The following is a 26,236-nucleotide window of genomic DNA, read 5'->3' as shown; positions in this document are numbered from 1 at the left end:
GGCGCACAGCTCTACCGCAGATCTTGCCCGCCCGCCCCCGAGGTCGAAACCGCCCCGTGACCGATGCCGCAAAGCCATCCGGACACGAGGTCGGCGAGCTGTTCCGGAGCGTCCCTCGCGACGAGATGACCCGCCGCCGGAACACGGACGACGGCGACCCGGCGGTTGGCCGCGCGCAGACGGCCCACATCGGCGTCGCGCAGCGGCGACCCCTGACCGCCGTGCACCACCAGGACCGGCAGGTCCAGGGCCCCGGCCGTGGCGAGCAGGGCGGGACCCGAGCCGAGGACGTCGTCCACCAGGCGTGTGTACCGCCCGGCGAGCCCATGGAAGTCGAGCCACGAGCGCACCCTGCCCGGTTCGAGGTCGGGTACGACGTCGACGAGCACGAGCCCGGACGCGCCTGCCGCGACAGCGGGATCCGCGAGCGCCGCGATGGCGGCCAGGCCACCGACCGAAGCGCCCACCAGGACCACGGGCACAGGCTGACTCGCGACCATCCCGGCCACGTCGTCGGCCAGCTCGCGGAGCGTGGTCGCCCGGCCGGAACTGTCCCCGTGTCCGCGCAGGTCGAAGGCCACCGACCGGAAGCCGTGCCCGGCCAGCGCCGCGGCGACCGGCACCCAGACCGCACGGCGTTCTCCGCCCGCGTGCAGCAGCAGCACCGTCGGACCGGCGCCGGTCGCCGTACCCCGAAGGATGACTTCGCCCAGGTCAAGACTGATTTCACTACTCACGGCATCCCCCTTACCTTGGACTGTCAAGGTAACGCATCTACCTTGGCTCATCAAGGTACGATCCGGTCGTGACGACCTCTCGAGCCCGACGAGCGCCCGAAGAGGCCCGGCGGCTGATCCTCGACGCCGCGGCCTCCCTGCTCGGCGAGTCCGGCGTCGCCGCCGTCCAGATGCGCGCCGTGGCCGCCCGGGTCGGCATGACCGACGCAGGCGTCGCCCATCACTTCGGCAACCGCGAGAAACTGCTCGCCGAACTCCTCCGGCACGGGGGCCGCCGTCTCCGGGACGCGCTTCAGGGCCTGCTCGCCGGCTGGCTGGACCAGGAGGCGGATCTGCTCGGGCTCGTCGAGGCCCTCCACACGCTGTACCGGGACGGCTACGGCGAGCTCGCGGTGGCACTGCACGCGGCGGGCTGGCACGACCCGGGCAGCGGGATGCTCGACCCGGTCGTCGACGCCCTCCACCGGCTCCGGCCGTCCGGCGGCTCACTCGACGACACGCGGCTCGCCGTCGCCGCCCTGCACCAGGCGATGGCCACGGAGCCCCTGTACGGGAGCGATTTCCGGCGCAGCGCCGGGCTCACCGCAGCCGACGGCTCGTCCGCGCAGGTGCGCTGGTGGGCGCGCCAGCTCCACCTCGCGCTCGGGCTCAGGCCCGATACGGACCCTGGTCCCCGAGATCCGGGCTCACCCGCGGGTTCCGGCCCTCCTGGCCCGGCACCGGGGTGACCGTCGGCTCCTGCACCGGTTCGACGCGGTCGTCCGGAGGCTTCCGCCGCCGGGTGCCGACCACGACGTCGTCCTCGCGCCGCCGGGCGAGCACGGACAGGGTGAGGACGTGGGCGACCGCCATGAGCAGCAGGAACACACCCAGCCTGCCGACGAACGCGGCCGTCGAACCGGACCAGTCCGGGGCCACGACCGCCAGCAGCGCCAGCATCCCGATCGCCGCCAGGTGGAAGACCGTCACCACCATCCAGGCCACCGACCCGCTGCCCTCCCGGGCGTCCGGCGCGGTCAGGAAGCGGCGGGCGCCGCGGTACAGGATCTGGCCGTCCGCGACGACGAAGATCAGGCCGATGATCAGGAAACCCGGGAGTTCGTTGTCGGGCATCGTTTGCCTCCTCCGTTTCCCGGGGGATACCCGCGGAACGCGGCGAGACGGGCCTCTTGCCTCGATCGTGTGACCGGCCGAGTCCGTGAAGGCCTCCTTGAGGGACCCAGAGTCCCTCAAGGAGGCCTTCACGGACTTGCGAGACGTCACACAAGCCCCATGAACACCAACAGTCACAGCGGCCGCGCGTGAAGGCCCCCTTCCCTCGGCTCAGCCGAGGAAACTCGACCTTCACACCTTCCCCAGTACATGAAGGCCCCCTTCCTTGCGCCTGACACAAGGAAGGGGGCCTTCATGTACTCAGCGAATACCCTGCGCCAGGCGTTGGCCCAGGCCTTCGACGTCGTCGAGCGCTGCTCGCAGCTCGGCGGCGTACTCCTCGGCCCCGGCCCGCAGGCCCCGCTCGACGACGTCCACGGCGTCGAACGTCTCGACGTCCCCTCCGCTCAGCGCCGCGACGGATTCCTTGACGACGGCACCGAGCAGCAGTTCTTCGGGGACCCCCGGCGCCCCTTCCAGCGGCCAGACGAGATCGTCGAGCACGCTCTGCCCGCCGACTTCGCGGACCAGGCCCGCCGCGGTGATCCCCGGCACCCGGAACCCCTCCGGCAGCACCGCGCGGACGCTCATATTGCGCGAAAGCCAGTACAGCAGCTGCGAGTTCACTTCCAGCTTGACCGGCTTCGGCGTCAACCACAGTGTGAGGTTCACGTAGTACTCGGTGAGGCGGTCGAGCACCTCGCCGCCCTTTTCGAAACCCCACAGATTGATGTCGAAATAGTGGTGCCAAGTGGCGTCGGCGACGATTCGCCCGACACCGGCGGCCGCGCCGTCGTACACACAGGACACGCCGTAGACCTGGCCGTTGCGTTTGTCGGTGCCCTGCGCGACGATTTCCGGCTTCGGCTGCCCCGAACGCCCGGACGGCCAGACATCAGCCGGGAATTGTTCCGGAATGACCAGCTGTCCCTCGTGCATGTGGTCCGGGAAAACGGTGATCGGTCCCCGCCTGCCCTGGAACAGCGCGTGCGGCCTGCCGAACCGCTTCCGCAGGATGAGCTCCTGCGGGTACGGGTCGAGGTCGTTCGGAATCGGATTGTTGATGTCACTGCCCCACGGATCCGGCTGGTGGGTGTTGTGGCTGAACTCGATGCTGGCGTCGGGCCGGTCGTTCCACACCCGCAGCTCACCCGCGCGCGGGACCCGGTGCCCCAGCGCCCGGCCGAGGTTCAGGTAGTCGGGCAGCGACGGATCCGCTCCCGGCGGACGCGGATTCGAGTGGTCGCCGCAGATGAGCACGCCACCACCGGCGTCCATCCACGTCCGCAGCGCGGCGACCTCCGCGTCCACGAGCTCGTTTTCCGGCTCTCCCGGCATGTTGGACTGCAGGATGCCGAAGAACCACACCTGCTCGTAGCGGCCGAGCACTTCGGTGGTGAGTTTGTTGGCGGCGTGCCCGCCGTCGTGCCGGTTGATCAAATCGATCTCGAACTCGGCGAAGAAAGGCTGATTCCCCAAAAGGAGATCACGGACGATTCCCAGCGAGAAGCCGCCGTTCCCCGAGAAGCCGACGACATCGGTGTAGAACAGAATTCTGATCTTCGGTTTGGCGAGCGGGCTGACTTGGTCAGCGACGAGACGCGCGTCGAACATCGGTATTTCCCCCTTGCTACAAGCGCCATGCCGTCCTCCCCGGCGGCGCCCTCCCTTCCACGTATACCGGAACTTCCGATGATCGTGCAGGCACCGAAGCGCGACCGAAAGGGCGGCCGCGCCCGGTTTTTCGCCCGCTTCGGGTGATCTTCGGAAACCGGCGGCCTGCCACCGTGGAACGCCGATCCGCCTCCTGGAAGGTGCCGCATGGTGCGAATATCGTTCGGCGATTCACCCGCGTACCGGTTCCGCCGCCATAAGACCAGCGGGCGACAGAAAGCCCGGCGCTTCACGAGACGGCCGCCACCGATTCCGGCGCCACCTCCCGCCACCGGCACACTGTTTCCCCGCGCGCTGGTGATGCTGCTGGGTTCCGCCGCCGCGGTCGTCGTACTGGCCGGCCTGAACGCGATCGCCTGGCTCGCCGGGCCCGTGTTCCTCGCCCTGGTCATCGTGATCACCCTCGACCCGGTGCGGACCTGGCTGCGCGGCAAGGGTTTCCCCCGCTGGCTCACGGTCGCCGTCCTGGTGGCCACCGTCTACGCCGCGTTGCTCGCGCTCTTCCTGGTGGTCGTGATCTCCCTCGCGCAGCTTTCGGCCCTGCTCCCCCGCTACGCCGGGCAGGCCGACGAACTGCTCCGGGACGGAGCGGCGTTCCTCGGCCGGTTCGGGGTCGGCGAACCACAACTGCGCGAGATTCTGTCCACTATGGACACGGGCAAACTGATCGGTTTCGCCGGATCCCTGCTCGCCGGCGTCGGCGGACTGGTCACGAACCTGGCCTTCCTCCTCGCCTTGATGCTCTTCCTGAGCACCGAATCGGCGTGGGCCGGGCAACGGCTCGGCCGGATCGCGCGCGACCGGCCGTGGGCGGGCGCGGCGTTGCGGCGGTTCGCCTTCGGCACCAGGAGATACCTGGTCGTGACGACGGTGTTCGGCGGAGCGGTGGCGATACTCGACACGATCGCGCTCGCCCTGCTCGGCATCCCGGCTGCCGTGCTGTGGGGGCTGCTGTCCTTCGTCACCAACTACGTGCCCAACGTGGGCTTCGTGATCGGGGTGGCACCGCCCGCGCTCATCGCGCTCCTCGACGGCGGCCGGCGCGCCATGCTCGTGACGATCGTCGTGTACGTCCTGCTGAACTTCGTGGTGCAGTCGCTGATCCAGCCCCGGTTCGTCGCCGAGTCCGTCGGTCTGTCCACTTTGGTCACCGTACTCGCGCTGGTGTTCTGGACCTGGCTGCTCGGCCCGCTCGGCGCCGTCCTCGCCGTGCCGGCGACGCTGCTGGTCAAGGCGCTGCTCATCGACGTCGATCCGCGTGCCCGCTGGGCCGAGGCGCTGCTGTGCTCGCCGGATCGCCGGAAGGGCTGACCGGCGCGCTCAGGTCAGGCCGTGGTGGCGCGCGACCACCACGGCCGACCGGCGGTTGTTCACCCCGAGCTTGCCGTAGATCGACCGGACATGGGTCTTCACCGTGTTGACCGACACCGTCAGATCCGACGCGATCTCGTCGAGCGAACGCTGGGACGGCAGCCGCCGCAGCACCACCTGCTCGCGATCGGTCAGTTCGCTGGGCGGGGTGTTCGGCACGAGACGCCCGCGGACCGTCTGCGCGAAACGGTCCAGTGAGCCGAAACCACCGGAATGGTCGATCAACAGGTTCCTCACCCGCGGCTCGGCGAGTGCGAACGGGCGGATCAGCCGCTGCGGCCTGGCGAGGGTGAGCGCGCGGTCGAGCGCCTGCAGCGCCAGGGTCCGCCGGTGGGACCGCAACGCGAGCGCGGTCTCGGCCAGGCGGGTGTCGACCGGGGTGGCCGGCAGCAACGCGGGAGCGGATTCGTTGGCACGCAAGACCTTCTCGGCGAGGTCGGTCTCCTCGACGGCGAGGTGGGCCCGGATCTGGAGCAGGGCCAGCTCGGCGGTGCCGGACAAGCTCTCCTGCGCCCAGGCGAACACTTCGGCCGCGTGCAGGCCTTCGCCCACCACGAGCGCCGCGTGGTGCTCGACGACGGTGCACATCCCGATGAGTTCGCGGGGCAGTTCGAGATCCGCGAGCCTCCGCCGGGCCGCCCGCATGGCCTGCGAGCCCGCCGCCCGGTCGCCCCCGTCGAAGCGGACCATGCCTTCGAAGAAGCCCCGCAGCGGCCCCAGAACCGGCGCGGAGACAGGCACTTCCGCTCGTGGAGCCCTGGCGAGCTCGCCCGCGGCCGCCACCGGTTCGAAGCGCATCAGATCGTCGTAAGCGAGCATCAGATGGCATTCGGCGACCCCCGGCGAGCGGCACCAGCCGTGCCGCCGGGCGACGGCGAGCGCTCCGATGCACGCGCGCCGCATCGCCGTGTGGTCGCCGAGCAACGCCGTCGCGACGGCGAGCGCGAGTCTGCTGTGCAGGACGAGATGTTCGAGCCGTTCGCCGTGGGCGAGGCGCAGCGCGGTTTCGGCACGGGCGACGGCGTGCCGCCGGGCGCCCCGGTGCAGCGCCCGCCAGACCAGCTCGACCTTGTCCCACGCGACCGATTCCGGCGACCGCGTCACCGTGCTCTCGGGCGGCCCGCTCCCCGTCACCAGCGCGAGATGGGGCGCGGCCAGCCGTCGCAGTCCGTCGTCGCCGAGATCGGTGGCGGCGGCGCCGAACTCCCCGCGCTGGACGTGTTCCAGCGCGGACGCCAGCCGGAGCCGGGGGCTCGCGCTCAACGCCCCCTCGCCCAGATAGGCGAGCGCGCCCCGGACGAGTTTCCCGTCGCCTGCCAGCACTTGGCGCACCGCGTGGTCGCGCGCCAGGCGCAAGGCCCCCTGCCGGTCCCGGCCCGCGACGGCGTGCGTCAGCGCTTCGCCGAACCGCCCTTGCCCGGCGTACCAGCGGGCGGCGATCCCCTGCAGCCGCCGCGCCCGTGCCGGGGACCGGCGTGCCAGCTCCGCCTGCAGGAAACCACGCAGCGGCGCCGGAAGCCGGTAGGTGTCGGCCGGGGTGCGCACGACGAGCCCGGTCTCGCGCTCCAGTTCGTCCAGCGTCACCCCGGCGTCCGGCGAACCCGTCAGCCGCGCCGCGAGCGCCGCGCTCACGGTGTCGCAGACACTGACGCACAGCAGCAGATCCGACGTCGCGGGCGGCAACCGCGCGAGCACCTCGTCGGCGAAGAACCGGGCCACGGCGAGCTCGTCGCCCCCGACCGCCGCGACGAGCCCGTCCGCGTCCTCGGCCTCGCGTACCGAGACCGCGGCCCAGCCGAGCGCGGCGGCCCAGCCCGCGGTGCGCTCGGTCAGTTCGCGGACCCGGTCCTCGCCCACCGTGGCCCCGGTGGAGCGAAGCAGGTTCGCCGTTTCCTCCACGCTGAAGCGGAGTTCGGCGGCGCCGAGCCGCGAAAGCGCGCCTTCGACCTCCAGCCGGGCCAACCGCAGTTTCGGCTCGACGCGCGTGGCCAGCACCAGCCGCAGCATCGGCGGCTGGTGCCGGGCCAGCGCGGCGAGCGCTTCCACCGGCTCCGGACGGGAGATCTCCTGGACGTCGTCCAGGACCAGCCACACCGGTTCACGCAGACCGGCGAGCACGTCACCGAGATCGGCGAGGAATTCGGTGCGCCGTCCGGGTGCCGGTGGCCCGAGCCGGAACTCCGGGAGGCGGAGGTTCCGGCGCAGCGAGAGGAGGACGGCCGACCACAGACGGCGTTCGTCGTTGTCGTCGTCGTCCAGCGACACCCAGGCCACGTCCCGCCGATCGCGGGCCCAGCAGGCCAGCGCGGTGGTCTTGCCGGAACCGGCGGGCGCCCGGAGCACGGTCACCGGCCGGGTGCCGGCCCGGTCGACCAGGGCCGTGAGCCGGGCGCGCGGGACGAAGATCCCCGGCACCCGCGGCACCGTCACCTTGGCCGAAGGGATCCGCCAGGACCGCGATGTCGTTCGAGCGGGCAAGTCAACCTCTCGATCGTCCGAAGGATCGCGACCCCGGCGAGGCCACGACTGTACTGGTCAGCGGGTCACCAGAGCTCGTCCGAGGTCTCGTCCCCGTGCACGAGCACTGCCCAGATCACCAGGACGTCGAGGGCGATGACGACCACGCCCCAGATCGGGTACGCGGACAGGAACACCAGCTGCGCCAACGCGTTGAACCCGGCGAGCAGGACGGTGACGACGCGGGCCCACGGCGCCCCGGTGAACAACGCGCTCCCCGCGAACACGGCGAGGACCCCGACGATCAGGTGGATCCAGCCCCAGGCGCCGAGATCGAAGACGAGCAGCCCCGACGGGCCGAGCAGGTAGTAGTTCTGTTCGAACAGCGCGACCAGCCCCTCCACCGCGGTGAACAGGCCGGCCATGATGGTGATCGACGCGGCGAACCACACCCAGCCCGATCGCCGCGACGCCCTCGCGGCGTGTTCCGGCGGGGACGACGGGCCGGTGCCCGCCGTGGTGGTCCAGTGATGCGCTCTTTCGCTCATGGTCCCTCTTTTCGGAAGCGGGGGCTGCGGACCCGGGCGATCATGGTCGGTTCACCGTGACGGGGGCCTCGCCCGCGCCAGGTGAGATCAGGGCCGCGTCCCCGCCGCACCGCCTCATCCGGCCCGGGCGATGCGGGGGTGCCGCCGCCCGGAGCACAGTGCGGCCTCCGAGCACCGACCCAGGACCGAGGAGGACGCACCATGAGTTCGCTGACCGTATGGGCCTTTCCCACCGCGGACGGCGCGGAGAACGCGCTCGCGCTGCTGGAACGACTGCAGAAACAACAGCTCATCAAGATCGCCGACGCGGCCTATGTCACCTGGCCCGAGGGCAGGAAGAAGCCGAAGACCAAGGACCTCGGTTCGCTGACCGGCGCCGGCGCGCTCGGCGGCGGGTTCTGGGGACTGCTGTTCGGCCTGATCTTCCTGGTGCCGCTGCTGGGCATGGCCGTCGGCGCGGCGATCGGCGCGTTGACCGGCTCGCTGTCCCGCGTCGGCATCGACGACGATTTCATCGCCACCGTCCGGGCCAAGGTCACGCCGGGCACGTCCGCGTTGTTCGTGATGGCGGACGGTGCCGTGCTCGACCGGGTGGCCGAGCCGTTCAAGGAGACCGGCGCCGCCTTGGTGACCACCAATCTCTCCGACGAGGAAGAGGCGCGGCTGCGTGCCGCGTTCGGCGAGTTCCCCCTCCCCGAACGGCTCTGATCCCGGCTCCGGGTTTTCCCGATTCACCGCGCGATCGGGAAAACCCGCGAGGGCAGTTCACGGACCCGGTGCACGGAGTCCACCCGCATCCCCAGTGCTTCGAGCGCGCACAGAATTCGCGAAACGCTTGTTTGCTCGGTCACCGTGCCGAAGACGATCAGCTCGCCGCCGATCGGGACGACGAACATTCCCCGGAAATCGTCTACCGTCCGGTTCGCCTGTTCGGGGATTCGGCCGCTGCCCCGGAAGACGTAATTCATTCCGGCCAACGGGCTCATCGGTTCCCCTTTCCCCGGCCCGCCAGGAACCAGGCCGCCGCCAGTACCGCCAGGTCGACCGCCGCCATGATCGAAGACCAGGTGTGCCACGGCAGGAAGAGCAGCCGCGCGAACAGGTCGAGGCCGGCCCGCGCGCCGAGCCGGATCGAGGTCACCGAGGTCAGGGTGGCGAGCAGGACGGCGAGCGAGAAGAACCCCGCCTCGGGTCCGACCCGGCCGGTCCCCAGCAGGTCGAGTGCCGCGAACTCGACGGGACCGATCCAGAAGAACTGTGTAGCGACGAATACCGACGCGGGCCGTTTCCGGCCATTCTCTTTTCTCCGGCAATCTCCACTGGCCATCACGCGGCACACGATTCTGGGTGCACTCGCTCTTTTCCTCGCCCAGCGCGGGTGAGACCGCCGAATTGCCTGGCAGTATCCGCTCCGACGATGTGAAACTGGCCGCAAAGGAGGCTGGCGCATGATGCAGGATCAGCATATTCCGCCGCGAAGACGGGTCCCGAGGACAAAGGTGACCATCCCCGATCCGCCACCGGATCTCGTTTCCCGGCCACGTTTGCTCGCCGCTCTCGACGAAGCGGGAGAACACGCCTTGGCGTTCGTCGGGGCGCCCGCGGGTCTCGGCAAGACGGTGCTGCTCGCCGAGTGGGCGGCCCGCCGCCGGGGGGCGGTCGCCTGGGTGTCCGCCGACGCGGAGGACGACGACGAACGGCTGTTCTGGTCGGCCGTCCTCGAAGCACTGTGCGGCTGCGCCCGGATCCCGGCGGGGAATCCGCTGCGCTCGCTGGCGGTCCCCGCGTCCCCCGGCACGGACCTCGCCTTCCTGGCCACGATGGCCGACGCGCTGGACACGGTGGACGAACCCGTCCTGCTCGTACTGGACGACGCGCAGGAGATCACCCATCCCGGCACCTGGCGCGGAGTACGTGCGCTCCTGCGGCATCAGCCGTCGGGGCTGCGGCTGGTGATCTCGAGCCGCCGGGAGCCACCGCTGCCGCTGGTGCGCGCCCGGATCGCGGGAGGGCTTTTCGAAGTGGGCGTGGACCGGTTGCGCTTCTCGCCGGAGGAGGCCGAGGCGCTCATCGCGGCGATCGGGCCGGGTATCCCGCGCCATCAGGTGGGGCTGCTCGTGAGCAGGACGGGCGGCTGGCCGGCCGGACTGCGTCTCGCCGCCGCTTCGGCGGCACGTCAAGGAAATCTCGCCGACTTCTTCGCCGGACGGGACCGGGCGGTGCTCGACTACCTGACCGACGAGGTGCTCGCTCCCCTGTCCGCCGTCCACCGGGATCTGTTGCGCTCGATCAGCATCTGCGACGAAGTCCCGGAGGGGCTGGCGGCCGCGTTGACGGACCGGCCGGACGCGGAGGCGCTGCTACGCGAACTCGGTGAACCCGCGCGCGTGGTCCATTCCGCCGGGACCCCTCCGTGCCACCGCGTCCCGCCCCTGCTGCGCACCTACCTGCGGGCCGAGTTGCTGCGCCGGGATCCGGACCGGACGAGGTCACTGCACGCGGCGGCGGCGCGCTGGTTCGCCGAACACGACCAGGCCGCCGCCGCACTGCTGCACAGCGTCCGCTCGGGGAACACCACCCGCGTCGGCGAACTTTCGCGCCGCCACGCGGTGCCGCTGTTCCTCGGCGGTGAGCACAACGTCCTGAGGCTCGCGCTCGCCGTTCTCGGCGAGCGGCGGACCGTGGCCTCACCCCTGCTCGCGCTGGTCTCGGCCGCGCTGTATCTGGAACGGGGTGAACCGACGTCGGCCGAGTCGCAACTGAGCTGCGCGGACGCGGCCTGGCCCGCCGAACCGGAGGCGGAGCTGACCGTGTTGCGGCAACTGGTGCGATCCCGGCTGGCCCAGATCGATCGCGGCCCGGCACAGGCCGTCCGCGCGGCGGAGCAGGTCGACGAGCATCTGGCGGCGGACACCGGCCTCGGCGGGCTGGCGACCCTGCACCGGGTGGGTGTGCTGACCGCACGCCGTGATCGTGCCTCCGCCCGTGCCGCGCTGGCCCGTGTCGCCGGGTCCGCCGCGAACGCGCGGCACCATTTCCTGGCCACGCAATGCCTTGTCACGCTGAGCGGGCTGGCCGGGTCGGACGGCGATTACCGCGAAATGGAGGCGCTGGCCCGGCGGGTGCAGGCCCGGCACGCGGCGCACGACCCGCATCGCTCGCTCGAAGGTGCGCAGGTGTCCGCTCAGCTCGCTTACGGCTCCTTGCTGCGCGGCGAGGCCGCCGAATGCGTCGAACACGCGAAACAGATCGGCCGGATGCTCGGCGACGCGCCTGCCCGCGCGGCCGGGAATCTGGGCTTGATCGCCGAAACCCTGCGTGGCGCGGCGGAATTCGAGCTCGGCGGCTGGCATTCGGGGCTGCGGAGGATGCGCCGTGCACGCACCCGGCTCGGCACCGGGCGGAGTTTCTCCGCCGAGCACGCGGCGTGGTGCGCGGTGCTGGAACACCGGGCGGCGCTACGGCTCGGCGCGGCCGATCAGGCGCGGGAGACCTTCCGCTGGGCCCAGCCGATCATCGCCGGTTCGGGCGAACTGCTGCTGATGCGGGCCCGGACCCAGCTGCGGCTCGGCAGGCAGGGCACGGCGAGTGCGGTGCTGCGCTCGCTGTCGGAGGACGGCGCGCCGATGCTGCTGCCGTGGTCGGAGGTCGAGGCGTCGCTGATCGGCGTGCGGGCGGCGCTCGGGGCCGGGGCGCCGGAACGGGCCGTGCGGTCGCTGGACGACGCCTTGCGCGCCGCCGAACCCGGCGACGTCCGGTTCCCGTTCGTGTTCGCCCCTTCCGACGTCATCGCGTTCCTGACCGCGCGGCTGGGCAAACTCGGCGCCGGTGAGCGGTTCGCCTGCCAGGTGCTCGCCCGGCGCCGCGAGTCGCGGACCCCGCCGATGCCGGCGCCGCTGACCGAACGGGAACGCAATGTGCTGCGCCTGCTGCCGACCCAGCGGTCGATCGACGAGATCGCCCAGGATCTGACGGTTTCGCCGAACACCGTCAAGACCCACGTCCGCGGCATCTACGCGAAGCTCGACGTCCGCAGCAGGCGTGACGCCGTGGCGATCGCGCTCCGGCGCGGTCTGCTGGACACCGAGTCGTGAGGAGGGGTCATGGCGGCCGGTTGGCGGTTCGTCCATCTCGCGGTGCTGCGGCCGCTGCTCACCGTCACCGCGTTGCTGTGCCTGTACTACCTGCTCCCCGTCGACCAGGGGCTGCGTCCCTGGACGGTGGCCGCCTTCGCCTGCGGCCTCGCGATCGTGGTGCTGGTCGTCGTCGGCGAGGTGCGGATGATCCTGCGCTCGCCTTTCCCCGCCCTGCAAGGGATCCAGGCGCTGGCCTTGATCGTGCCGCTGTTCCTGCTCCTGTTCGCCGACGTCTACTACGTGCTCGGGCAGGACCGGCCCGGTTCGTTCGGCACGGAGCTGACGCGAACCGACGCCCTGTACTTCACGGTCACCATGTTCACGACGGTCGGTTTCGGGGACATCGCGCCGGTTTCGGCGACGGCGCGGATCATCGTGATGATCCAGATGGTGGCGAACCTGCTCGTGCTGAGCATCGCCCTGCGGGTGATCGTGACCGCCGTGCGGCACCGGCGTTCGTCCACAGTGGACCTACCGCGCGGGCAGCAGCACCGCGGCGATCAGGCCGATCACCCCGGCAGCGGTCATCGTCGCGAGTGCCCAGGCGAAGCCATGGCCTGCCGCCCCGGCCAGCACGGAACCCGCGAGCGCCGTCCCCACCGAAGAACCCAGGTTGGACACACCGCGCGAGACCCCCGAGATGTCGCCCTGGGCCGCGTCCGGGCTGCGCGACTGGACCAGGTTCACCGACGCCGTCAGCATGATCCCGACCCCGGCACCGAGCAGGAACAGCCCCGGAACGGCGCTCGCCACCCCTGAATCCGCCCGCACCAGCAGGAGCACGAGCAGAAGCCCGGCGATGGCGAGCACGAAACCACCGCGGATCAGACGGCGCTGCGCGTGCCGCCGGGCCATCCGTCCCGCGGCCGCCGAAGCGGCGAGGATGCCGATAGTGGCAGGTGTCAGCGTCAGCCCGGTTTCGACGGCGTCGTACCCGCGGGCCTGTTGCAGGAAAACGGCGATCACGAAGAACGAGCCCTGCAGGATCAGCCATTGCACGTGCTGGGTGATCAGGCCGAGCCGGGTGACGCGGTCGCGGAAGAGCGCGGGGGACACCAGCGGTTCGCGGCCGCCCCGTTCCCGCGCGCGGATGTGGAGGTGGAACGCGGCCAGGATCGCGGCGCCGAGCCCGATGAGGAACCAGGCCGGGCGCAGCACACCGGCCACGACGAAGAACAGGCCCACCGCCGAAAGCACCGCACCGCCGACGTCGAACGGGGTGCGGGCGGGGGTTTCCGGCGGTTCGGCGATCCGCAGCGCCAGCAGGACGATCACGCCGACGATCAGCACCTGGAGGAGGAACGAGGACCGCCAGCCCAGCCACGTCGTGATCAGCCCGCCGAGGAGCGGACCGGCGGCGGCACCGAGCGCGCCGGCGCCGGAGACCACGCCGAAGCGGCGGGCCCTGGTTTCGATGTCGGGACTGGCGACGGTCACCAGGATGTAGATCGGCGGGATCATCAGCGCCGACCCGACGCCCTGCAGCAGGGAATACCCCAGTACCAAGGCGACCGGCCCGTGCGCGGCCGAGGCGAGCAGCGCGCCCGCGCCGTAGACGGCGAGGCCGGCCACGAAACACCGCTTGCGCCCCAGGACGTCGGTCAGTTTGCTGCCGGGCACCATCAGCGTCGCCATGGTGAGGGTGAACAACGTGATCGCCGTCTGGACGCCGAGCACCGTCGTGCCGAGATCGGCGGCGAGCACGCTCACGGCCACGGTCATCGTCGTCGCCGCGTAACTGGCGGCGAACTGGGCGAGGGCCAAGGGCGGTACGAGCATCGGCACGGCCTTCCGGTCGGGGTGCCGCCCACGGTGTCGTGGCCACCACCGGGCCACCTCACCCCGGGTGGATGAGGCGGCGGCCACCCGGCCGGACGACGGTGATCACCGACCGCACCCGATACCCGAGGAGGCGCCATGCCCGAAACCGCGATCGCCGACCACGGCCTGATCGGCGACCTGCAGACCGCCGCGCTGGTCACCACCGACGGGTCGATCGACTGGTTCTGCAGTCCGCGTTTCGACGCGCCGTCGGTCTTCGGCGCGCTGCTCGACGACGAACGCGGCGGCCGGTTCCGGATCCGGCCGAGCGGGCCGTACACGAGCAGGCAGATGTACTACCCGGACACCGCGGTCCTGATCACCCGGTTCTCCGGCGCGGACGGGATCGGCGAAGTGGTCGACTTCATGCCTCCGTGCGGCGGCGCCGCGACCGCCCGGCACCGGATCGCCCGCCTCGTCCGCTGCGTCCGGGGCAGCGTCACCTTCGAGATGGAGGTCGCGCCCCGGTTCGACTACGGCCGTCGTCCGCACGAGGCGATCCCGTTCGGGCACGGTGTCGTCTTCGTGTCGAGCGAACTGTCGCTGACGTTGCATCCGGTCCGCGAACCCGGCGACGAGCACCTGGCCGAGACGCGGCTCGAAGGCGGCGACGCGCATCTGCGGCTGAGTCTCACGGCGGGACAGGTCCGGGGCGTCGTCCTCGAAACCGACACCGCGGAACCGCCGCGGGAGATCCGGCTCCGCGAGTTCACCGCTCTCTTCGACGGCACGGTGGGCTGGTGGCGCTCGTGGCTGGCCCGCTCCACCTACCGCGGCCGCTGGCGCGAGATCGTGACCCGCTCGGCGATCACCCTGAAACTGCTCACCTACCGGCCGACCGGCGGACTGGTCGCCGCGCCTACCCTCGGGCTGCCGGAGGAACTCGGCGGGGAACGGAACTGGGACTACCGCTACACCTGGGTGCGGGACGCGTCGTTCTCGGTCTCCGCGCTGCTGGCGCTCGGTTTCACCGAAGAGGCCGCCCGGTTCGGCGGCTGGCTGGGCGACCGGATCCGCGAAGGCGGCAACGGGGACGGCGGGCCGCTGGCCGTGCTCTATCGCGTGGACGGCACGACGGATCTCCGCGAGGAGGGCCTCCCGCACTGGTCCGGCTATCGCGGATCGAGCCCGGTCCGGATCGGCAACGACGCGGCCGGGCAGCTGCAACTGGACATCTACGGCGAGGCGCTGGACAGCGTCTACGCCGCCGACCGCGCGGGTTTCGAGCTGCCCCATCGCGGGTGGACCGCGGTCCGCGCGGCGCTCGACTGGCTCGGCGAACACTGGGATCAGCCCGAAGAGGGCATCTGGGAGACCAGGGGCGGCCGCCGGTCCTTCACCTACGGCCGGTTGATGAGCTGGGTCGCCTTCGACCGCGGCCTCCGGATGGCGAGCACCCACGGCCGTCCCGCCCCGGTCGAGGACTGGACGTGGCAGCGCGACAGCATCTACGACCAGATCCTGAACCAGGGCTGGCACCGGACGCGGCAGGCGTTCGTCCAGCACTACACCGGGGACGAACTGGACGCGTCGCTGCTGCGGATGCCCCGCACCGGCTTCCTCCCCTCGCGGGATCCGCTCTGGCTCTCGACGCTCGACGCGATCGGGAAGGATCTGGTCGTCGACAGCCTGGTGCACCGGTACGACCCGGCCGCGTCCCCGGACGGCCTGGCGGGCACGGAAGGCACTTTCTCCTTGTGCAGCTTCGCCTACGTCGACGCGCTGACCCGGGCGAGCAGGCTGGACGAGGCCCGGGCGGCGTTCGAGAAGATGCTGACCTACGCCAACCACGTCGGCCTCTACGCCGAGGAGATCGCGCCCAGCGGCGAACAGCTCGGCAACTTCCCGCAGGCCTTCACCCATCTCGCGCTGATCGACGCGGCGGTCACCCTCGACGCCGCTTTGGGCTGATTGCGCGAAGATGCGGGGATGGGTTACCGGACCTGGATGCGGTACTTCACACCGTCCGCCGTGCACCGACGGCTGGGCCTGGTGTGCCTCGGGGTCGGGCTGCAGCACGGCGTCCTGCCCGCCGTCGGGCCGCGTGTGCTCGACCACTACGTGGCCGTGGTGGTGTCCAAGGGGCGCGGCTGGTTCGCCGTGACGGGCGAGGAACGGCAGGAGGTCGTCGCGCCCGCGTTGCTGTGGCTCGTCCCCGGTGTCGGGCACCATTACGCGCCCGATCCCGCGCACGGCTGGGAAGAATGCTTCGTCGACTTCGACGGCAGTGCCGTGGACGCCTATGTCGAACTCGGTTACGTCACACCCGCGACGCCGGTGGTGCCGCTGGGCGACGTCGAGGCCGTGCGCGACATCGTGAGCCGGATCGTGCGCTGCGCGCGCGGTGGCAGCCCGCTCGCCCAGGTCGACGCCTCGGCGGCCGTGCATCACCTGCTGGTGGCGTTGCGGCGGGCCGCCGACAGCACACCTGATGACGGTCCCTTGTTGGAGGCGCTGGCGCAGGACGCCCTGCTGCCGCTCAGCGTCGCGGAAATCGCGGCCCGGCGCGGGATGACGCTGCCCGAACTCCGCACCGCCGTGCGCCGGAGCACCGAGACCGGGCTGAAGGACCACCTGCTGACCCTTCGGCTCAACCGCGCCAAGGAACTCCTCGCCACCACACGGATGCCGGTGCAGGAGGTGGCGCAGGCGATCGGGTACGAGGACGCCGCGTACTTCAGCAGGCTCTTCACCCGCCGGGCCGGCGTCTCCCCCGCGCGCTTCCGCGAGTCGCGCGTCCAGGCCGTGCCCGGCGGCTGGAGTTCGCGCGTTCCCCCGGCCGACGACCCGCCGTTGGTACCCGACTGACCGCCTTGGACTTCCGTATCGGGCCGCTTGGACTTTCCGCGCAATAAGTGCATGGTCGACGCTTGAAGTTGACTGAAAGCGTTGACTTACGCGCAATTACGTTCATAACATCGGCGACCGCCCCGCCAACTGTGGTGCGGGTCACCCTTGGGAGAGAGTCATGCGGACCCTGCCTCTTCTCGGCGCCGCGGCCTTGGCCGTGGCGGCGACCACGGTGGTACCGGTGTCGTCCGACGCCGCGCCGCCGGACGCGACGTACACCATCACGGTCGACGCCAAGAAGTCGTTCAGCCCGACCACCGACACCCCGGCGAGTACCTATGTCGACAAGGACGGCACGTTCTACTTCCAGCAGGCGGCCGCGCTCTACGGCGCGGACCAGCCGCGGGAGTGGGACTTCTACAGCGGACGCGATTTCGACAGCTTCACCAAGAACCCGATCAGTTCGGCGGTGAACCCGGCGAATCCCGCCGACCGCAACGACGACACCACCTGGCGCTGCAACAACAGCCCCACCGGCAAGGAATCCACCGACCCGCCCGCCGGTTCCGGCTACTCGCAGCGCAATTTCTGCGACCTCGTCGGCACGTGGGTCGATCCGGACACCGGCGACTGGTACGGCCTGATCCACAACGAGTTCACCCCCGAACCGTTCGGCGCGTACTCGTTCTCGCACTACGACGCGATCGACATGGCCGTCTCGAAGGACCAGGGCAAGACCTGGACGATCAAGGATCACGCGATCACTTCGCCGTACAGCACGAAACGCGGTGACACGGCGGCATTCCCGCATCAGACGTTCGACTACGGCGACGGTGATCCGCGCCTGTTCGTCGACACCGCCTCCGGCTACTTCTACGTCTACTACGGCTCGCGCATCGTGCCGAAGGCCGGCGCCGGCGGCCCGATGACCGGGCTGGCCCACGTCGCGCGTTCGCCGATCTCGGCCAAGATGGCGTCCGGCTCGTGGCAGAAGTGGTTCGACGGCGGCTGGAGCCAGCCCGGCGTCGGCGGCCGCGAGAGCAACATGGTCCCCGTGTCTGCCGCGGGCGACACCGGCTACACGCCCGTAGCGGACGACTACGACCCGGCCAACACCGGCAACGTCACCCAGCAGATCGCCGCGGGACAGCTGCCGAAGAAGTCGGATCTGTTCATCATGAACATCGCCTACAACGCGCATCTCGGGCTCTACATCGGCGCGCCGGAAGCCGTGGACAGCGTCGTCCCCCAGCGCTATTACGTGACCGACGACCTGACCACGCAGAAATGGCGTCTCATCGGCGACACCGGGAGCTACACCAACCAGTCGTGGTACCGCTGGTTCGTCGACGCGGCGAACAAGACGAACTCGACCATCATCGGCAAGCAGTTCCGGTCGTACTGCGCGGTGGCCTGCTCGAACAACGCGGGCGGCGAGTACACCACCCAGACCATCACGTCGTCCGCGCCCGCACCGTCCCCTGTGGACACTTCCCGCAAGTACCGGATCGGCCTCGGCGACGGCCGGGTTCTCGCTCAGGGCACCGGAACCGCGACGACGTCGGTCTCGGCCACGACCGGATCCGACCGCGAAGCGTGGCAGTTCACCTCCGACGGCGACGGCTCATACCGCATCGCCAACGCCGCCACGGGCCAGCTCCTCGGCGTCGACGCCGTGCAGGCCGGCCGGGCGTGGGGCGCGAAGCCGACCGTCACGTCGGCTTCGACGGTCGGGCAGCAGTGGTTCGTCATCCCGTCCACTGTGGACAAGGGCACCTTCCGGCTGGTGAACCGCTACAGCGGTCTCGTGCTCGGCCTGTCCGGCAAAACGTCACGCCTGGCGGAGACCACCCCGCTGCGATCCTGGACCGATACCACCGGGAACGCCGTCGGCGGCGGCCGGACCGCGGCCGAGCAGACGCTGAAGTTCACCGACGCCGGCGCGGGCACTCTCGGCGGCGTCCACACCCTGGCCGCGTCCGGCAAGAACCTCGACGACCCGGACTCCTCGACCACCGCCGGAACCCCGCTGGTCACCTGGACGCCGAACAGCGGCGCCAACCAGAAGTGGCTGTTCACCAGGCAGGCCGACGGTTCCTACACGCTGACCAACGCGCATTCCAAACTGTGCGCGGACGTCGAAGGCGGGTCCACCACCGCGGGCGCGCGCGTCATCCAGTGGACGTGTACCGGCGGGGCCAACCAGCGCTGGAACGCGACGAAACAGCCCAACGGCACCTACAAGATCGCCAGTGTCCGCTCGGGTCTGCTGCTGACCACGGCGTCCACTTCGGACGGTGCGGCCGTGACGCAGCAGGCCGACACGGGCTCCTCGCTGCAAGCGTGGGCCATCGGCTGAGCCACGGTGGCCCGTTCTCCGGGGCGGGCCACCCGGGTTGCGTTTGTGTGGCACATCACACTCTCACTGCACGTCCCTGATCCGTAACCGTCTCCCTTCCTGAGAGTACTTTCGGTGAAAAGTTCACCGGGAGTGTGGGAGGGAGAACACCATGAAGCACACGGGCATCATCCGCACCACCACCATCACCGGCGTCGTCGTGGCGCTGAGCCTGGCCGCCGTCGTCCCGGCGCTGGCGAGCGCGCCTTCCGCCGACCCGGTCACCACCGTGGCCGACCTCGACGGCGACGGCGAGATCGAGACCGTCACCGCGCAGCTCACCGGCCCCGGCGACCAGGTCGTCTCGGCCACCGTGCACGGCACCTTCACCTCGATCCACCTCGGCGCCGACAGCTCGGTCCCGCTCGAGGCCCCGCGCGTCACCGATCTCAACGGCGACGGCCGCGCGGAACTGATCGTCACCCAATCCGTCGGCGCCAACACCACGTTCTTCACCGCGCTGCACTACGACGGCCGCAACCTCGCCCAGGTCGTCGGCAACGACGACAAGCCGCTGTCGGTCGCCGAAGGCGGTGGCGTCGCCGCCCACCTGGGTTACCAGTGCACCCCGCTCGACGGCGGCGGCCGCACCTTCGAAACCGTCGCGGCCGAGGCCGACGACGTCGGCGCCGACCCGCTCACCTATTCGGGCACGCGCACCGTGTACACCCTGCGCGACGGCGCGCTGACCACCCAGAAGACCATCCCGATCACGAACCGTCCGGTGACCGACCCGGTGCTGGGCACCGACGCCGCGAGCTGCGACCAGGCCGGCGCCTGACGGCTTCGCACCCAAGCGCGTGAAGGCCCCCTTTCCTCGGCTGAGCCGAGGAAAGGGGGCCTTCACGCGCAATTAGGCGACTAAGGCGCGTAGGTCAGGCAGTTGGCGGCGTGGTCACCCTCGCCCGGTCCCACCCGGACACTCGAAGCGGTGCATTCCAGCGCGGAATTGTGGCGGCAGTCGGACCGGGAGCAGGCTCCGACCTGCGCGGTCACCCGGTCGAGTCCGCCCTTGGTATTGAGCGGGACGAACGTTCCGCAATCGGCCGATCCGTTGCCGCCGCCCACCGTGATGGCGAAGGCGTGACAGCCGTCGTGGTTGTACGAGCATCCGCTGACCGTGCATTCGTGGACGGCGGGCATTTCGGTCGTGGTCATAACGACTCCTGTACTTCGTGGTGGTGGTGTCGTTCGGTATGACCAGGGTTACACCGGCCCGGTGCGGCGGCAATTCGGGAAAATTCATTCACGTCCGGCGAGCAGCCGGTCCAGCCAGGAATCCCGGGCGGCGAGACACGATCGGGCGACGGCCGTTTCCGGTGCCAGATCGTAGAAGCCGTGGAAAGCGCCGCCCCAGACGTGCAATTCCGCCTCTCCCCCGGCGGCCCAGATCGCGCTCGCGTACGCCACGGCCTCGTCGCGGAACACCTCGGCGGCGGCGACGTCGATGAACGTCGGCGGCAGCCCGCCGAGATCCGTCGCGCGGGCCGGGGCGGCATACGGCGAGACGTCGGGGCCGCCTCGCCGGTCGCCGAGGACCATCGTCCACGCCGTCAGGTTGCTGGTCCGGTCCCAGACACCGACGCCGTCGTACCGGCGCGCGGACCCGGTGTCGTTCCGGTCGTCGATCATCGGGCACTGGAGCAGTTGCCCGCACAGCGCCGGCCCGCCGCGGTCGCGCGCCAGCAGCGTGACCCCGGCGGCGAGACCGCCTCCGCCGCTGCCGCCGAAGATGACCAGCTTGCCCGGGTCGAAGCCCAGCTCGTCCGCGTGCGCGGCCATCCACTCCAGCCCGGCGTAGCAGTCCTCCACCGGCACCGGATCCGGGTGTTCGGGCGCGCGGCGGAATTCGACGGTGACCGCGACGGCGTCGTATTTCATCGCCCATTCGACGAGCGGCCCCACCGACGCGAACCGGTCGCCCATCACCATCCCGCCGCCGTGCACGTGGTAGATCCCCGGCCCGCCGCCGCGATGATCCCGGCGCGCGATGACCGAAACGGTGATCTCCGCGCCGCCGTATCCGGGGATCGTGTGATCGGTCCAGGTGACCGGGCGGTCGCCGATCTGTTCTTCGATCGTCGGGAACGGCAATGCCCGGTACCGCTCCAGCTGATCCGCCGTCATACCGACCGGCACGTTCCCCTTCAGCGCGGGCAGTACGGCGGCGAGTTCGGAATCGTATGCGGGTTCCACCATCCGTGTGAGCCTAGAGGTCGACGTCCAGCCGCGAAGACGCACGTGAGACACAGCAGTACATCCGCCCGTCCGGCGCCCCGATGTCGTCGCGGTGCTCAGGTTCCCCGCCGACGACGCCGATCTCGCAACTACCGCAAACGCCCTCACGGCACCCGGACGGGATCCGGAATCCCGCGTGGTTCAAGGCGTCCAGCAGCGACTCCTCCGCGGCGACCGGCACCGTCCGGCCCGAGCGGACGCAGTGCGCCTCGAACGGCACGTCGGGCCCGAATTCCTTGACCACCGGCCGAAAGCGTTCGAGGTGCAGGCGATGCGCGGGGAACGCCGCCTCGGCCGCGTCGAGCATCGACGCGGGGCCGCAGCAGTAGACCAGCGCGTCCGGGCCGAGTTCTGCCGCGAGCGCGGCGAAGTCCGGCCTGCCGCCCGCGTGCAGACGCACCCGGTCGCCGTATTCCGCCTTGAGTTCGGCGGCGAACGGCATGGTCGCTTCGGACCGGCCCACGTACACCAACCTGGCCGAGTCGCCCGCCGCCGCGAGCATCGGCAAGAGGGGCGTGATGCCGATCCCGCCCGCGACGAACAGGTACTCGGGGGCGGACAGCAACGGGAAGTTGTTGCGTGGCAACGAGACATCGAGGGTCCGGCCCGCGCGCAGGAACAGGTGGACGTACTCCGAACCGCCCCGGCTCAGCCGGTCGTGGCGGACGGCGACCCGGTAACTGCCGCGATCGGCCGGGTCCCCGCACAGGGAATACTGCCTGGTCAGCCAGTTCGGCAGGGACAGATCGACATGCGCGCCAGGCTCCCAGGGCGCCAAGGGGCCGTCTGCGCCGCGCAGGACGAGCGAGACGACACCCTCGGCGACCGGTTCCACGCGGTCGAGCACGGTCTTCTGCATCAACGGGATCACCTCAGTACAACTGCCGGTAGCCGGTTTCGAGCATGGTCTGCAGCACCGCGGGATCGACGCCGGGACCCATCTGCTCGGCGGCGACCTCGCCGACGGACGGCAATTCGTCCGCCAGCGCCTGACTCGCGGGATCCCAGAGCCGGGACCGGATCAGCGCGCGGCCGCAGTGGAAGAAGGTCTCCTCCACCTCGACGATGATCGCCAGAACCGCCGGTTTGCCCTCGGTGCGCATCCTGGCGAGCACGTCCGGCTCGTCGGTGGGATAGGCACGACCGTTGACCCGGAACACCTCCCGCACGCCGGGGACCACGAACATCAGGCCGATCCCGTCGTTCTCCGCGAGATTGCGGAAGGAATCGGCGAGTTTGTTGCCCGGCCGGTCGGGGATCGCCAGGGTGCGCTCGTCGAGCACCTTCACGAAGCCGGGGTAGTCGCCGCGCGGTGAGCAGTCGGGCAGGCCCGTCGCGTCCGACGTCGCCATCGCCACGAACGGCGCATGGGCGATGAACCGGTGGCCGTGCCGGTCGATCCGGTCGTGGACCTTGGCCTTGATCATGGCCTCCGGCTCCCCGAGCCGGGCACGGACCTCCTCGGGCGAAAGCCGGCGCGGACGCGTCTCAGTGCTGGTCATGGCACAATTATGAGTAATTGTTCAGTCCGCTCGCTACTCGCTTTCGCGCCGCTTCACCGGGAGTGTCATGACGTCGGAGCAACGACGGCTTCAGCCACGTAAACAGCCGCGCCAGGTCCGGGCCGAGCTGACCAGGCAGCGCATCCTCACCGCGGCTGCTCACGTTTTCGCCGAGTACGGGTACGCCGCGGGGACGACGAACCGGATCGCCGAACGGGCCCGGATCTCGATCGGTTCGCTGTATCAGTACTACCCGAACAAGGACGCGATCCTGGCCGAGTTGCTGACCCGCCACCTCGACGGCGACCGGGCGACCGAGACGCTGCGCCGCTACAAGGAGTCGCCGGAGCCGCTCGAAACGATCATCCGGGATTTCGTGCACACGGTGATCGAGAACCATCTCGACGATCCGCGGCTGCTGCAGATCATGATCGAGCAGGCGCCCCGCTCCGGCGAACTGCTGGAACGGATCACCCGCCTGGAATGGGAGATGATCGGCGATCTACGGGAACTGCTCCACGGTCATCCCGAGGTTCGCGTGGCGGACAAGGAGACCGCGGCCCGGCTCGTCGCGTCGACCGTGGAGCTGACCGTGCACCAGCTCATCGCCGCGCCCGGCTCCATCGACGTCACGCGGCTCGAGAACGAGCTCGTGGCGATGATCACCGGCTACCTCCGCGCCTGATTTCCGGGGGTTGACCAGGCGATGAGCGGGTACCCACCGGTGTGAGCCGACTCGGGGACAGCGTGCGCGGCCTCACCGCCCGGTGGCGGCGGCGAGGCGGCGCACTCGCGCTGATCTGGACACTGATCACCTTCGGCCTGGTCACGATGCTGTGGCTGTCCGGCTTCCGCGCCTGGCCGGTGTACCTGACCGCGGCGCCGGGCGCCGTCGTCACCGTCCTGCTGTGGATCGGTGTCGCGCGCACTCGCCGCCGGAGGGTCGTCGAGAAACAGCCGAGCGGTTGAGCTACTTCGTCGCGCGCATGGCCAGCTGGTCGAATTCGCGATCCGGCAGCGTCCTGTTGAGCTCCAGGAGCTGCTCGGCGAGGTGACCGACGGCGTACCGCGTCTCCGGCTTCCCGGCCTCGATGGCGCGGCGGATGGCGTCCACGACCACGGACGGGTCGGAGCCGTCACTGAGCCCGGTTTCCCCGTGCCGCGCCATGGCTTCCGCCATTTCCCGATACGCCCCGCGGCCGGAATTCTCCCGCAGCTGCACGGAAGTCTGGTCTTCGAACTCGGTTTTGATGATACCCGGCTGGATGATGACGACGTCGATACCGAAGGGCTCGACCTCCATCCGAAGCGTGTCGGAAAAGGCTTCGAGCGCGTGCTTCGACGCGTAATACCAAGCGCCGAACGGCAAGGCGATCTCGCCGCCGATCGACGAGACGTTGACGATCGTGCCGGATCGCTGAGCCCGCATGGCAGGCAAGACGAGCTGCACGAGCCTCGCCGGCGCGAGCAGATTGACTTCGAGCTGGTCACGCGCGCTGTCGAGCGGCACGTCCTCGACGGCCCCGTGCAGCACGGTCCCCGCGTTGTTGACCAGGACGTCGATCCGTTGCCGTTCTGCGAGAACGGTGCCGACCGCCTGGCGGAGATCGTCCTCGTTCCTGGCGTCCATCTTCAGCACCTGGCCGCCCGCCTCGCGGAGATCGTCCATCTTCTCCACGCGCCTCGCGGCGCCGTAGACGATGTGCCCGGCGCGCAGGAGGTCCAGCGCGGTGGCGTGGCCGATCCCCGACGAAGCACCGGTGACCAGGCATACCTTGGCCGTCATTTCGGGCACCCCTCCTGAGTTTTTCGGTTACGACGAAACCGTAGGCTTGTTTTTCCCGCTCCTGCAACACAGAACCTGGAATCGATGCAATGACCATGCCACTGAATGCACCGGAGGACGGATGCCCGGAAACCGCCTGACCCGCGACGAGCGCGGGCAGATCGCGGCGGGCCTGTCGGCGGGGCTCGCCTACGCCGAAATCGCCCGCCGGATGGAACGGCCCAAATCGACCGTGATCCGGGAAGTGGCCCGCAACGGCGGCGCCCACGGCTACCGGGCGGACCAGGCGCAGCAGGCGACGCGATGGCGGGCGCGCCGCCGCAAACCCGGCCCGCCGCCCGGCACCCCGCGGCCCCCGGAAACGCTACGCGATTTCGAAACCGAATTCGCCGAAACGATGGCCGCGACCGGCGTCCCGGCCATGATGGCCAGGGTCCTGGCGTGCCTGTTCACCGCGGACACCGGAGGCGGTACCGCCGCCGACCTGGTCGCCAGGCTGGAGGTCAGCCCCGCGTCGGTGTCCAAGGCCGTCGGCTGGCTCGAACAACGCGGCCTGATCACCCGCGAGCGTGAAGGCAGGCGGCAGCGATACGTCATCGACGACGACTTCGGCTACCGCGCCTGGCAGACGAGTCTCGAAGCGATGACCCGATGGGCGGAGGTCACCCGCCGAGGTGCCACCCTGCTCGACGGCCCGGCAGGCGCCCGGCTGGACGCCACCAGCCGGTTCTTCCGGCATCTGCGCGAGGACATGGGCGAGGCGGCCGAACACTGGCGCCGGACCGGCCCGCGCTGACGGGGCGTCACCCACGCTTGAATTCCGGTGTGTTCGCCTCCCGATCACGCGAGTTCGCCGTTCAATCACGCGAGTTCGCCGTTCAATCACGCGAGTTCGCCGTTCAATCACGCATGAGGCGCGCCTGAGCCCGGGGAAAACACCTCGTTCGGCCGGAAAAGTGCGCTAGCCGCCGCTTTCCGGGCTCCCTACGCTGAATTCCGCGCACGAGAACCACAAACGGCCTCGGGAGACTCCAGTGAGAGCAACGAGAATCGTGTTCTGCGCCCTGTTCGCCCTCGGCGCCGCCTGCCTTTCCCCCGTGGCGTCGGCGACACAAAACGCGTTCACCCTGTCCAGCACCGCGTTCGCCGATGGCGGTCTCATGCCCAAGGTGCACGAGTGCACCAGCGGCGGCGGGAACGATCCGGCCAAGAAGAACGAGTCGCCGCCGCTGGCGTGGTCGGGTGCCCCCGCCGCGGCGAAGAGCTACGCGATCGTCATGCGCGACCTCGACAACGCCAACCTCATCCACTGGGTCATCTACGACATCCCGGCGGCCACGGCTTCGCTCCCCCAGAACGTCCAGCACGTCTACCGGCCGCCGGTGCCCGCCGGCTCCAGGCAGGTCTACTACCGCGGCAGCGCCAGCCTCTACGGCTACCAGGGCCCGTGCTCGCCCTCGACCGTGAACACCTACGAGTTCGTCGTGCACGCCCTCGACCGGGCTTCGCTCACCGGCCTGAACTCCGGTTCGTCGACCCAGGCCGCCGCCAGGGCGATCACCGCGGCTTCGATCGGTTCGGCGAGGCTCACCGGCGAGTCGTAAGTCCCCTGGTCACCCGTGGCAA

The 26,236-nt window shown here is 70.3% G+C and carries 25 protein-coding genes and 1 pseudogene; 13 read left to right on the top strand and 13 right to left on the bottom strand.

Annotated features, from left to right (window positions below; all coding sequences use genetic code 11):
• Positions 1-11: 11 nt before the first annotated feature.
• The gene (locus AORI_RS48355) at positions 12-737 is read right to left on the bottom strand and encodes an alpha/beta fold hydrolase (protein ID WP_016331863.1); all 726 of its coding nucleotides are present in this window, start codon (positions 735-737) and stop codon (positions 12-14) included.
• Between the two features lie 68 nt (positions 738-805).
• On the opposite strand from AORI_RS48355, the gene AORI_RS48350 reads away from it, so the two are divergent.
• Positions 806-1,465, top strand: a complete 660-nt coding sequence (locus AORI_RS48350) for a TetR/AcrR family transcriptional regulator (RefSeq protein ID WP_081809643.1) — start codon at positions 806-808, stop codon at positions 1,463-1,465.
• Here the strand turns inward: AORI_RS48350 and AORI_RS48345 are convergent.
• On the bottom strand, positions 1,386-1,850 hold the full coding sequence (locus AORI_RS48345) for a hypothetical protein (protein ID WP_016331862.1): 465 nt from the start codon (positions 1,848-1,850) through the stop codon (positions 1,386-1,388). The genes AORI_RS48350 and AORI_RS48345 overlap by 80 nt on opposite strands.
• A 300-nt stretch (positions 1,851-2,150) precedes the next feature.
• Complete coding sequence (locus tag AORI_RS48340) at positions 2,151-3,503, bottom strand: hypothetical protein (RefSeq protein ID WP_016331861.1); 1,353 nt, start codon at positions 3,501-3,503, stop codon at positions 2,151-2,153.
• A gap of 207 nt (positions 3,504-3,710) precedes the next feature.
• On the opposite strand from AORI_RS48340, the gene AORI_RS48335 reads away from it, so the two are divergent.
• The gene (locus AORI_RS48335) at positions 3,711-4,874 is read left to right on the top strand and encodes an AI-2E family transporter (protein ID WP_043847942.1); all 1,164 of its coding nucleotides are present in this window, start codon (positions 3,711-3,713) and stop codon (positions 4,872-4,874) included.
• Positions 4,875-4,883: 9 nt separating this feature from the next.
• Here the strand turns inward: AORI_RS48335 and AORI_RS48330 are convergent, their stop codons facing one another.
• Positions 4,884-7,364: a winged helix-turn-helix domain-containing protein gene (locus tag AORI_RS48330; protein WP_016331859.1), complete on the bottom strand. Its 2,481-nt coding sequence runs from the start codon at positions 7,362-7,364 to the stop codon at positions 4,884-4,886.
• A gap of 113 nt (positions 7,365-7,477) precedes the next feature.
• Positions 7,478-7,939 carry a DUF7144 family membrane protein gene (locus tag AORI_RS48325; protein WP_016331858.1) on the bottom strand — a complete coding sequence of 154 codons (462 nt, stop codon included), beginning with the start codon at positions 7,937-7,939 and terminating at the stop codon, positions 7,478-7,480.
• A gap of 201 nt (positions 7,940-8,140) precedes the next feature.
• Between AORI_RS48325 and AORI_RS48320 the strand changes: the two genes are divergently transcribed.
• Positions 8,141-8,647, top strand: a complete 507-nt coding sequence (locus AORI_RS48320) for a DUF1269 domain-containing protein (RefSeq protein WP_016331857.1) — start codon at positions 8,141-8,143, stop codon at positions 8,645-8,647.
• 23 nt (positions 8,648-8,670) lie between these two features.
• On the opposite strand, the gene AORI_RS48315 is transcribed toward AORI_RS48320, so the two are convergent.
• Together AORI_RS48315 and AORI_RS48310 are read right to left on the bottom strand one after the other, a co-directional pair.
• Positions 8,671-8,925 carry a hypothetical protein gene (locus AORI_RS48315; RefSeq protein WP_123798305.1) on the bottom strand — a complete coding sequence of 85 codons (255 nt, stop codon included), beginning with the start codon at positions 8,923-8,925 and terminating at the stop codon, positions 8,671-8,673.
• A complete protein-coding gene (locus tag AORI_RS48310; RefSeq protein WP_016331855.1) occupies positions 8,922-9,266 on the bottom strand; it encodes a hypothetical protein in 345 nt (114 codons plus the stop codon). The genes AORI_RS48315 and AORI_RS48310 overlap by 4 nt, the downstream gene beginning before the upstream one ends.
• Before the next feature lie 121 nt (positions 9,267-9,387).
• Here AORI_RS48310 and AORI_RS48305 point away from each other — a divergent pair, with 121 nt between their 5' ends.
• Together AORI_RS48305 and AORI_RS84705 are read left to right on the top strand one after the other, a co-directional pair.
• A complete protein-coding gene (locus AORI_RS48305; RefSeq protein WP_043847940.1) occupies positions 9,388-12,033 on the top strand; it encodes a winged helix-turn-helix domain-containing protein in 2,646 nt (881 codons plus the stop codon).
• Positions 12,034-12,042: 9 nt separating this feature from the next.
• A pseudogene (locus AORI_RS84705) lies at positions 12,043-12,459 on the top strand (potassium channel family protein); the annotation flags it as partial.
• Positions 12,460-12,546: 87 nt separating this feature from the next.
• Here AORI_RS84705 and AORI_RS48295 read toward each other — a convergent pair.
• The gene (locus tag AORI_RS48295; protein WP_016331852.1) at positions 12,547-13,854 is read right to left on the bottom strand and encodes an MFS transporter; all 1,308 of its coding nucleotides are present in this window, start codon (positions 13,852-13,854) and stop codon (positions 12,547-12,549) included.
• Positions 13,855-13,992: 138 nt separating this feature from the next.
• Here AORI_RS48295 and AORI_RS48290 point away from each other — a divergent pair, with 138 nt between their 5' ends.
• From AORI_RS48290 to AORI_RS48275, 4 genes are all read left to right on the top strand, one after another.
• Entirely contained in the window at positions 13,993-15,807 is a 1,815-nt protein-coding gene (locus tag AORI_RS48290; RefSeq protein ID WP_016331851.1) for a glycoside hydrolase family 15 protein, read from the top strand.
• A gap of 18 nt (positions 15,808-15,825) precedes the next feature.
• On the top strand, positions 15,826-16,704 hold the full coding sequence (locus AORI_RS48285) for a helix-turn-helix domain-containing protein (protein WP_016331850.1): 879 nt from the start codon (positions 15,826-15,828) through the stop codon (positions 16,702-16,704).
• A 160-nt stretch (positions 16,705-16,864) separates the two neighbouring features.
• The gene (locus AORI_RS48280; RefSeq protein WP_016331849.1) at positions 16,865-19,045 is read left to right on the top strand and encodes an RICIN domain-containing protein; all 2,181 of its coding nucleotides are present in this window, start codon (positions 16,865-16,867) and stop codon (positions 19,043-19,045) included.
• Between the two features lie 151 nt (positions 19,046-19,196).
• Entirely contained in the window at positions 19,197-19,865 is a 669-nt protein-coding gene (locus AORI_RS48275; protein ID WP_016331848.1) for a hypothetical protein, read from the top strand.
• An 80-nt stretch (positions 19,866-19,945) separates the two neighbouring features.
• Here the strand turns inward: AORI_RS48275 and AORI_RS48270 are convergent, their stop codons facing one another.
• The 4 genes from AORI_RS48270 to AORI_RS48255 form a co-directional block, all read right to left on the bottom strand.
• Positions 19,946-20,242: a DUF1540 domain-containing protein gene (locus AORI_RS48270; RefSeq protein ID WP_016331847.1), complete on the bottom strand. Its 297-nt coding sequence runs from the start codon at positions 20,240-20,242 to the stop codon at positions 19,946-19,948.
• Positions 20,243-20,326: 84 nt separating this feature from the next.
• Complete coding sequence (locus tag AORI_RS48265; protein WP_016331846.1) at positions 20,327-21,283, bottom strand: alpha/beta hydrolase; 957 nt, start codon at positions 21,281-21,283, stop codon at positions 20,327-20,329.
• Between the two features lie 10 nt (positions 21,284-21,293).
• The gene (locus tag AORI_RS48260) at positions 21,294-22,181 is read right to left on the bottom strand and encodes a PDR/VanB family oxidoreductase (protein ID WP_016331845.1); all 888 of its coding nucleotides are present in this window, start codon (positions 22,179-22,181) and stop codon (positions 21,294-21,296) included.
• 13 nt (positions 22,182-22,194) lie between these two features.
• A complete protein-coding gene (locus tag AORI_RS48255; RefSeq protein ID WP_016331844.1) occupies positions 22,195-22,824 on the bottom strand; it encodes an MSMEG_1061 family FMN-dependent PPOX-type flavoprotein in 630 nt (209 codons plus the stop codon).
• 67 nt (positions 22,825-22,891) lie between these two features.
• Here AORI_RS48255 and AORI_RS48250 point away from each other — a divergent pair, with 67 nt between their 5' ends.
• Entirely contained in the window at positions 22,892-23,509 is a 618-nt protein-coding gene (locus tag AORI_RS48250) for a TetR/AcrR family transcriptional regulator (protein ID WP_016331843.1), read from the top strand.
• Between the two features lie 41 nt (positions 23,510-23,550).
• Positions 23,551-23,793, top strand: coding sequence for a hypothetical protein (locus tag AORI_RS48245; protein WP_016331842.1), 243 nt, complete (start codon positions 23,551-23,553; stop codon positions 23,791-23,793).
• Position 23,794: 1 nt separating this feature from the next.
• On the opposite strand, the gene AORI_RS48240 is transcribed toward AORI_RS48245, so the two are convergent.
• Positions 23,795-24,610 carry an oxidoreductase gene (locus tag AORI_RS48240; protein ID WP_016331841.1) on the bottom strand — a complete coding sequence of 272 codons (816 nt, stop codon included), beginning with the start codon at positions 24,608-24,610 and terminating at the stop codon, positions 23,795-23,797.
• A gap of 121 nt (positions 24,611-24,731) precedes the next feature.
• Between AORI_RS48240 and AORI_RS48235 the strand changes: the two genes are divergently transcribed.
• On the top strand, positions 24,732-25,406 hold the full coding sequence (locus tag AORI_RS48235) for a GbsR/MarR family transcriptional regulator (RefSeq protein WP_016331840.1): 675 nt from the start codon (positions 24,732-24,734) through the stop codon (positions 25,404-25,406).
• A 256-nt stretch (positions 25,407-25,662) separates the two neighbouring features.
• On the top strand, positions 25,663-26,214 hold the full coding sequence (locus AORI_RS48230; RefSeq protein WP_016331839.1) for a YbhB/YbcL family Raf kinase inhibitor-like protein: 552 nt from the start codon (positions 25,663-25,665) through the stop codon (positions 26,212-26,214).
• The last annotated feature ends 22 nt before the right edge of the window (positions 26,215-26,236 follow it).

It is taken from the genome of Amycolatopsis keratiniphila (assembly GCF_000400635.2).
Lineage (GTDB): Bacteria > Actinomycetota > Actinomycetes > Mycobacteriales > Pseudonocardiaceae > Amycolatopsis > Amycolatopsis keratiniphila.
This window is presented reverse-complemented; position numbering and strand designations above follow the sequence as displayed.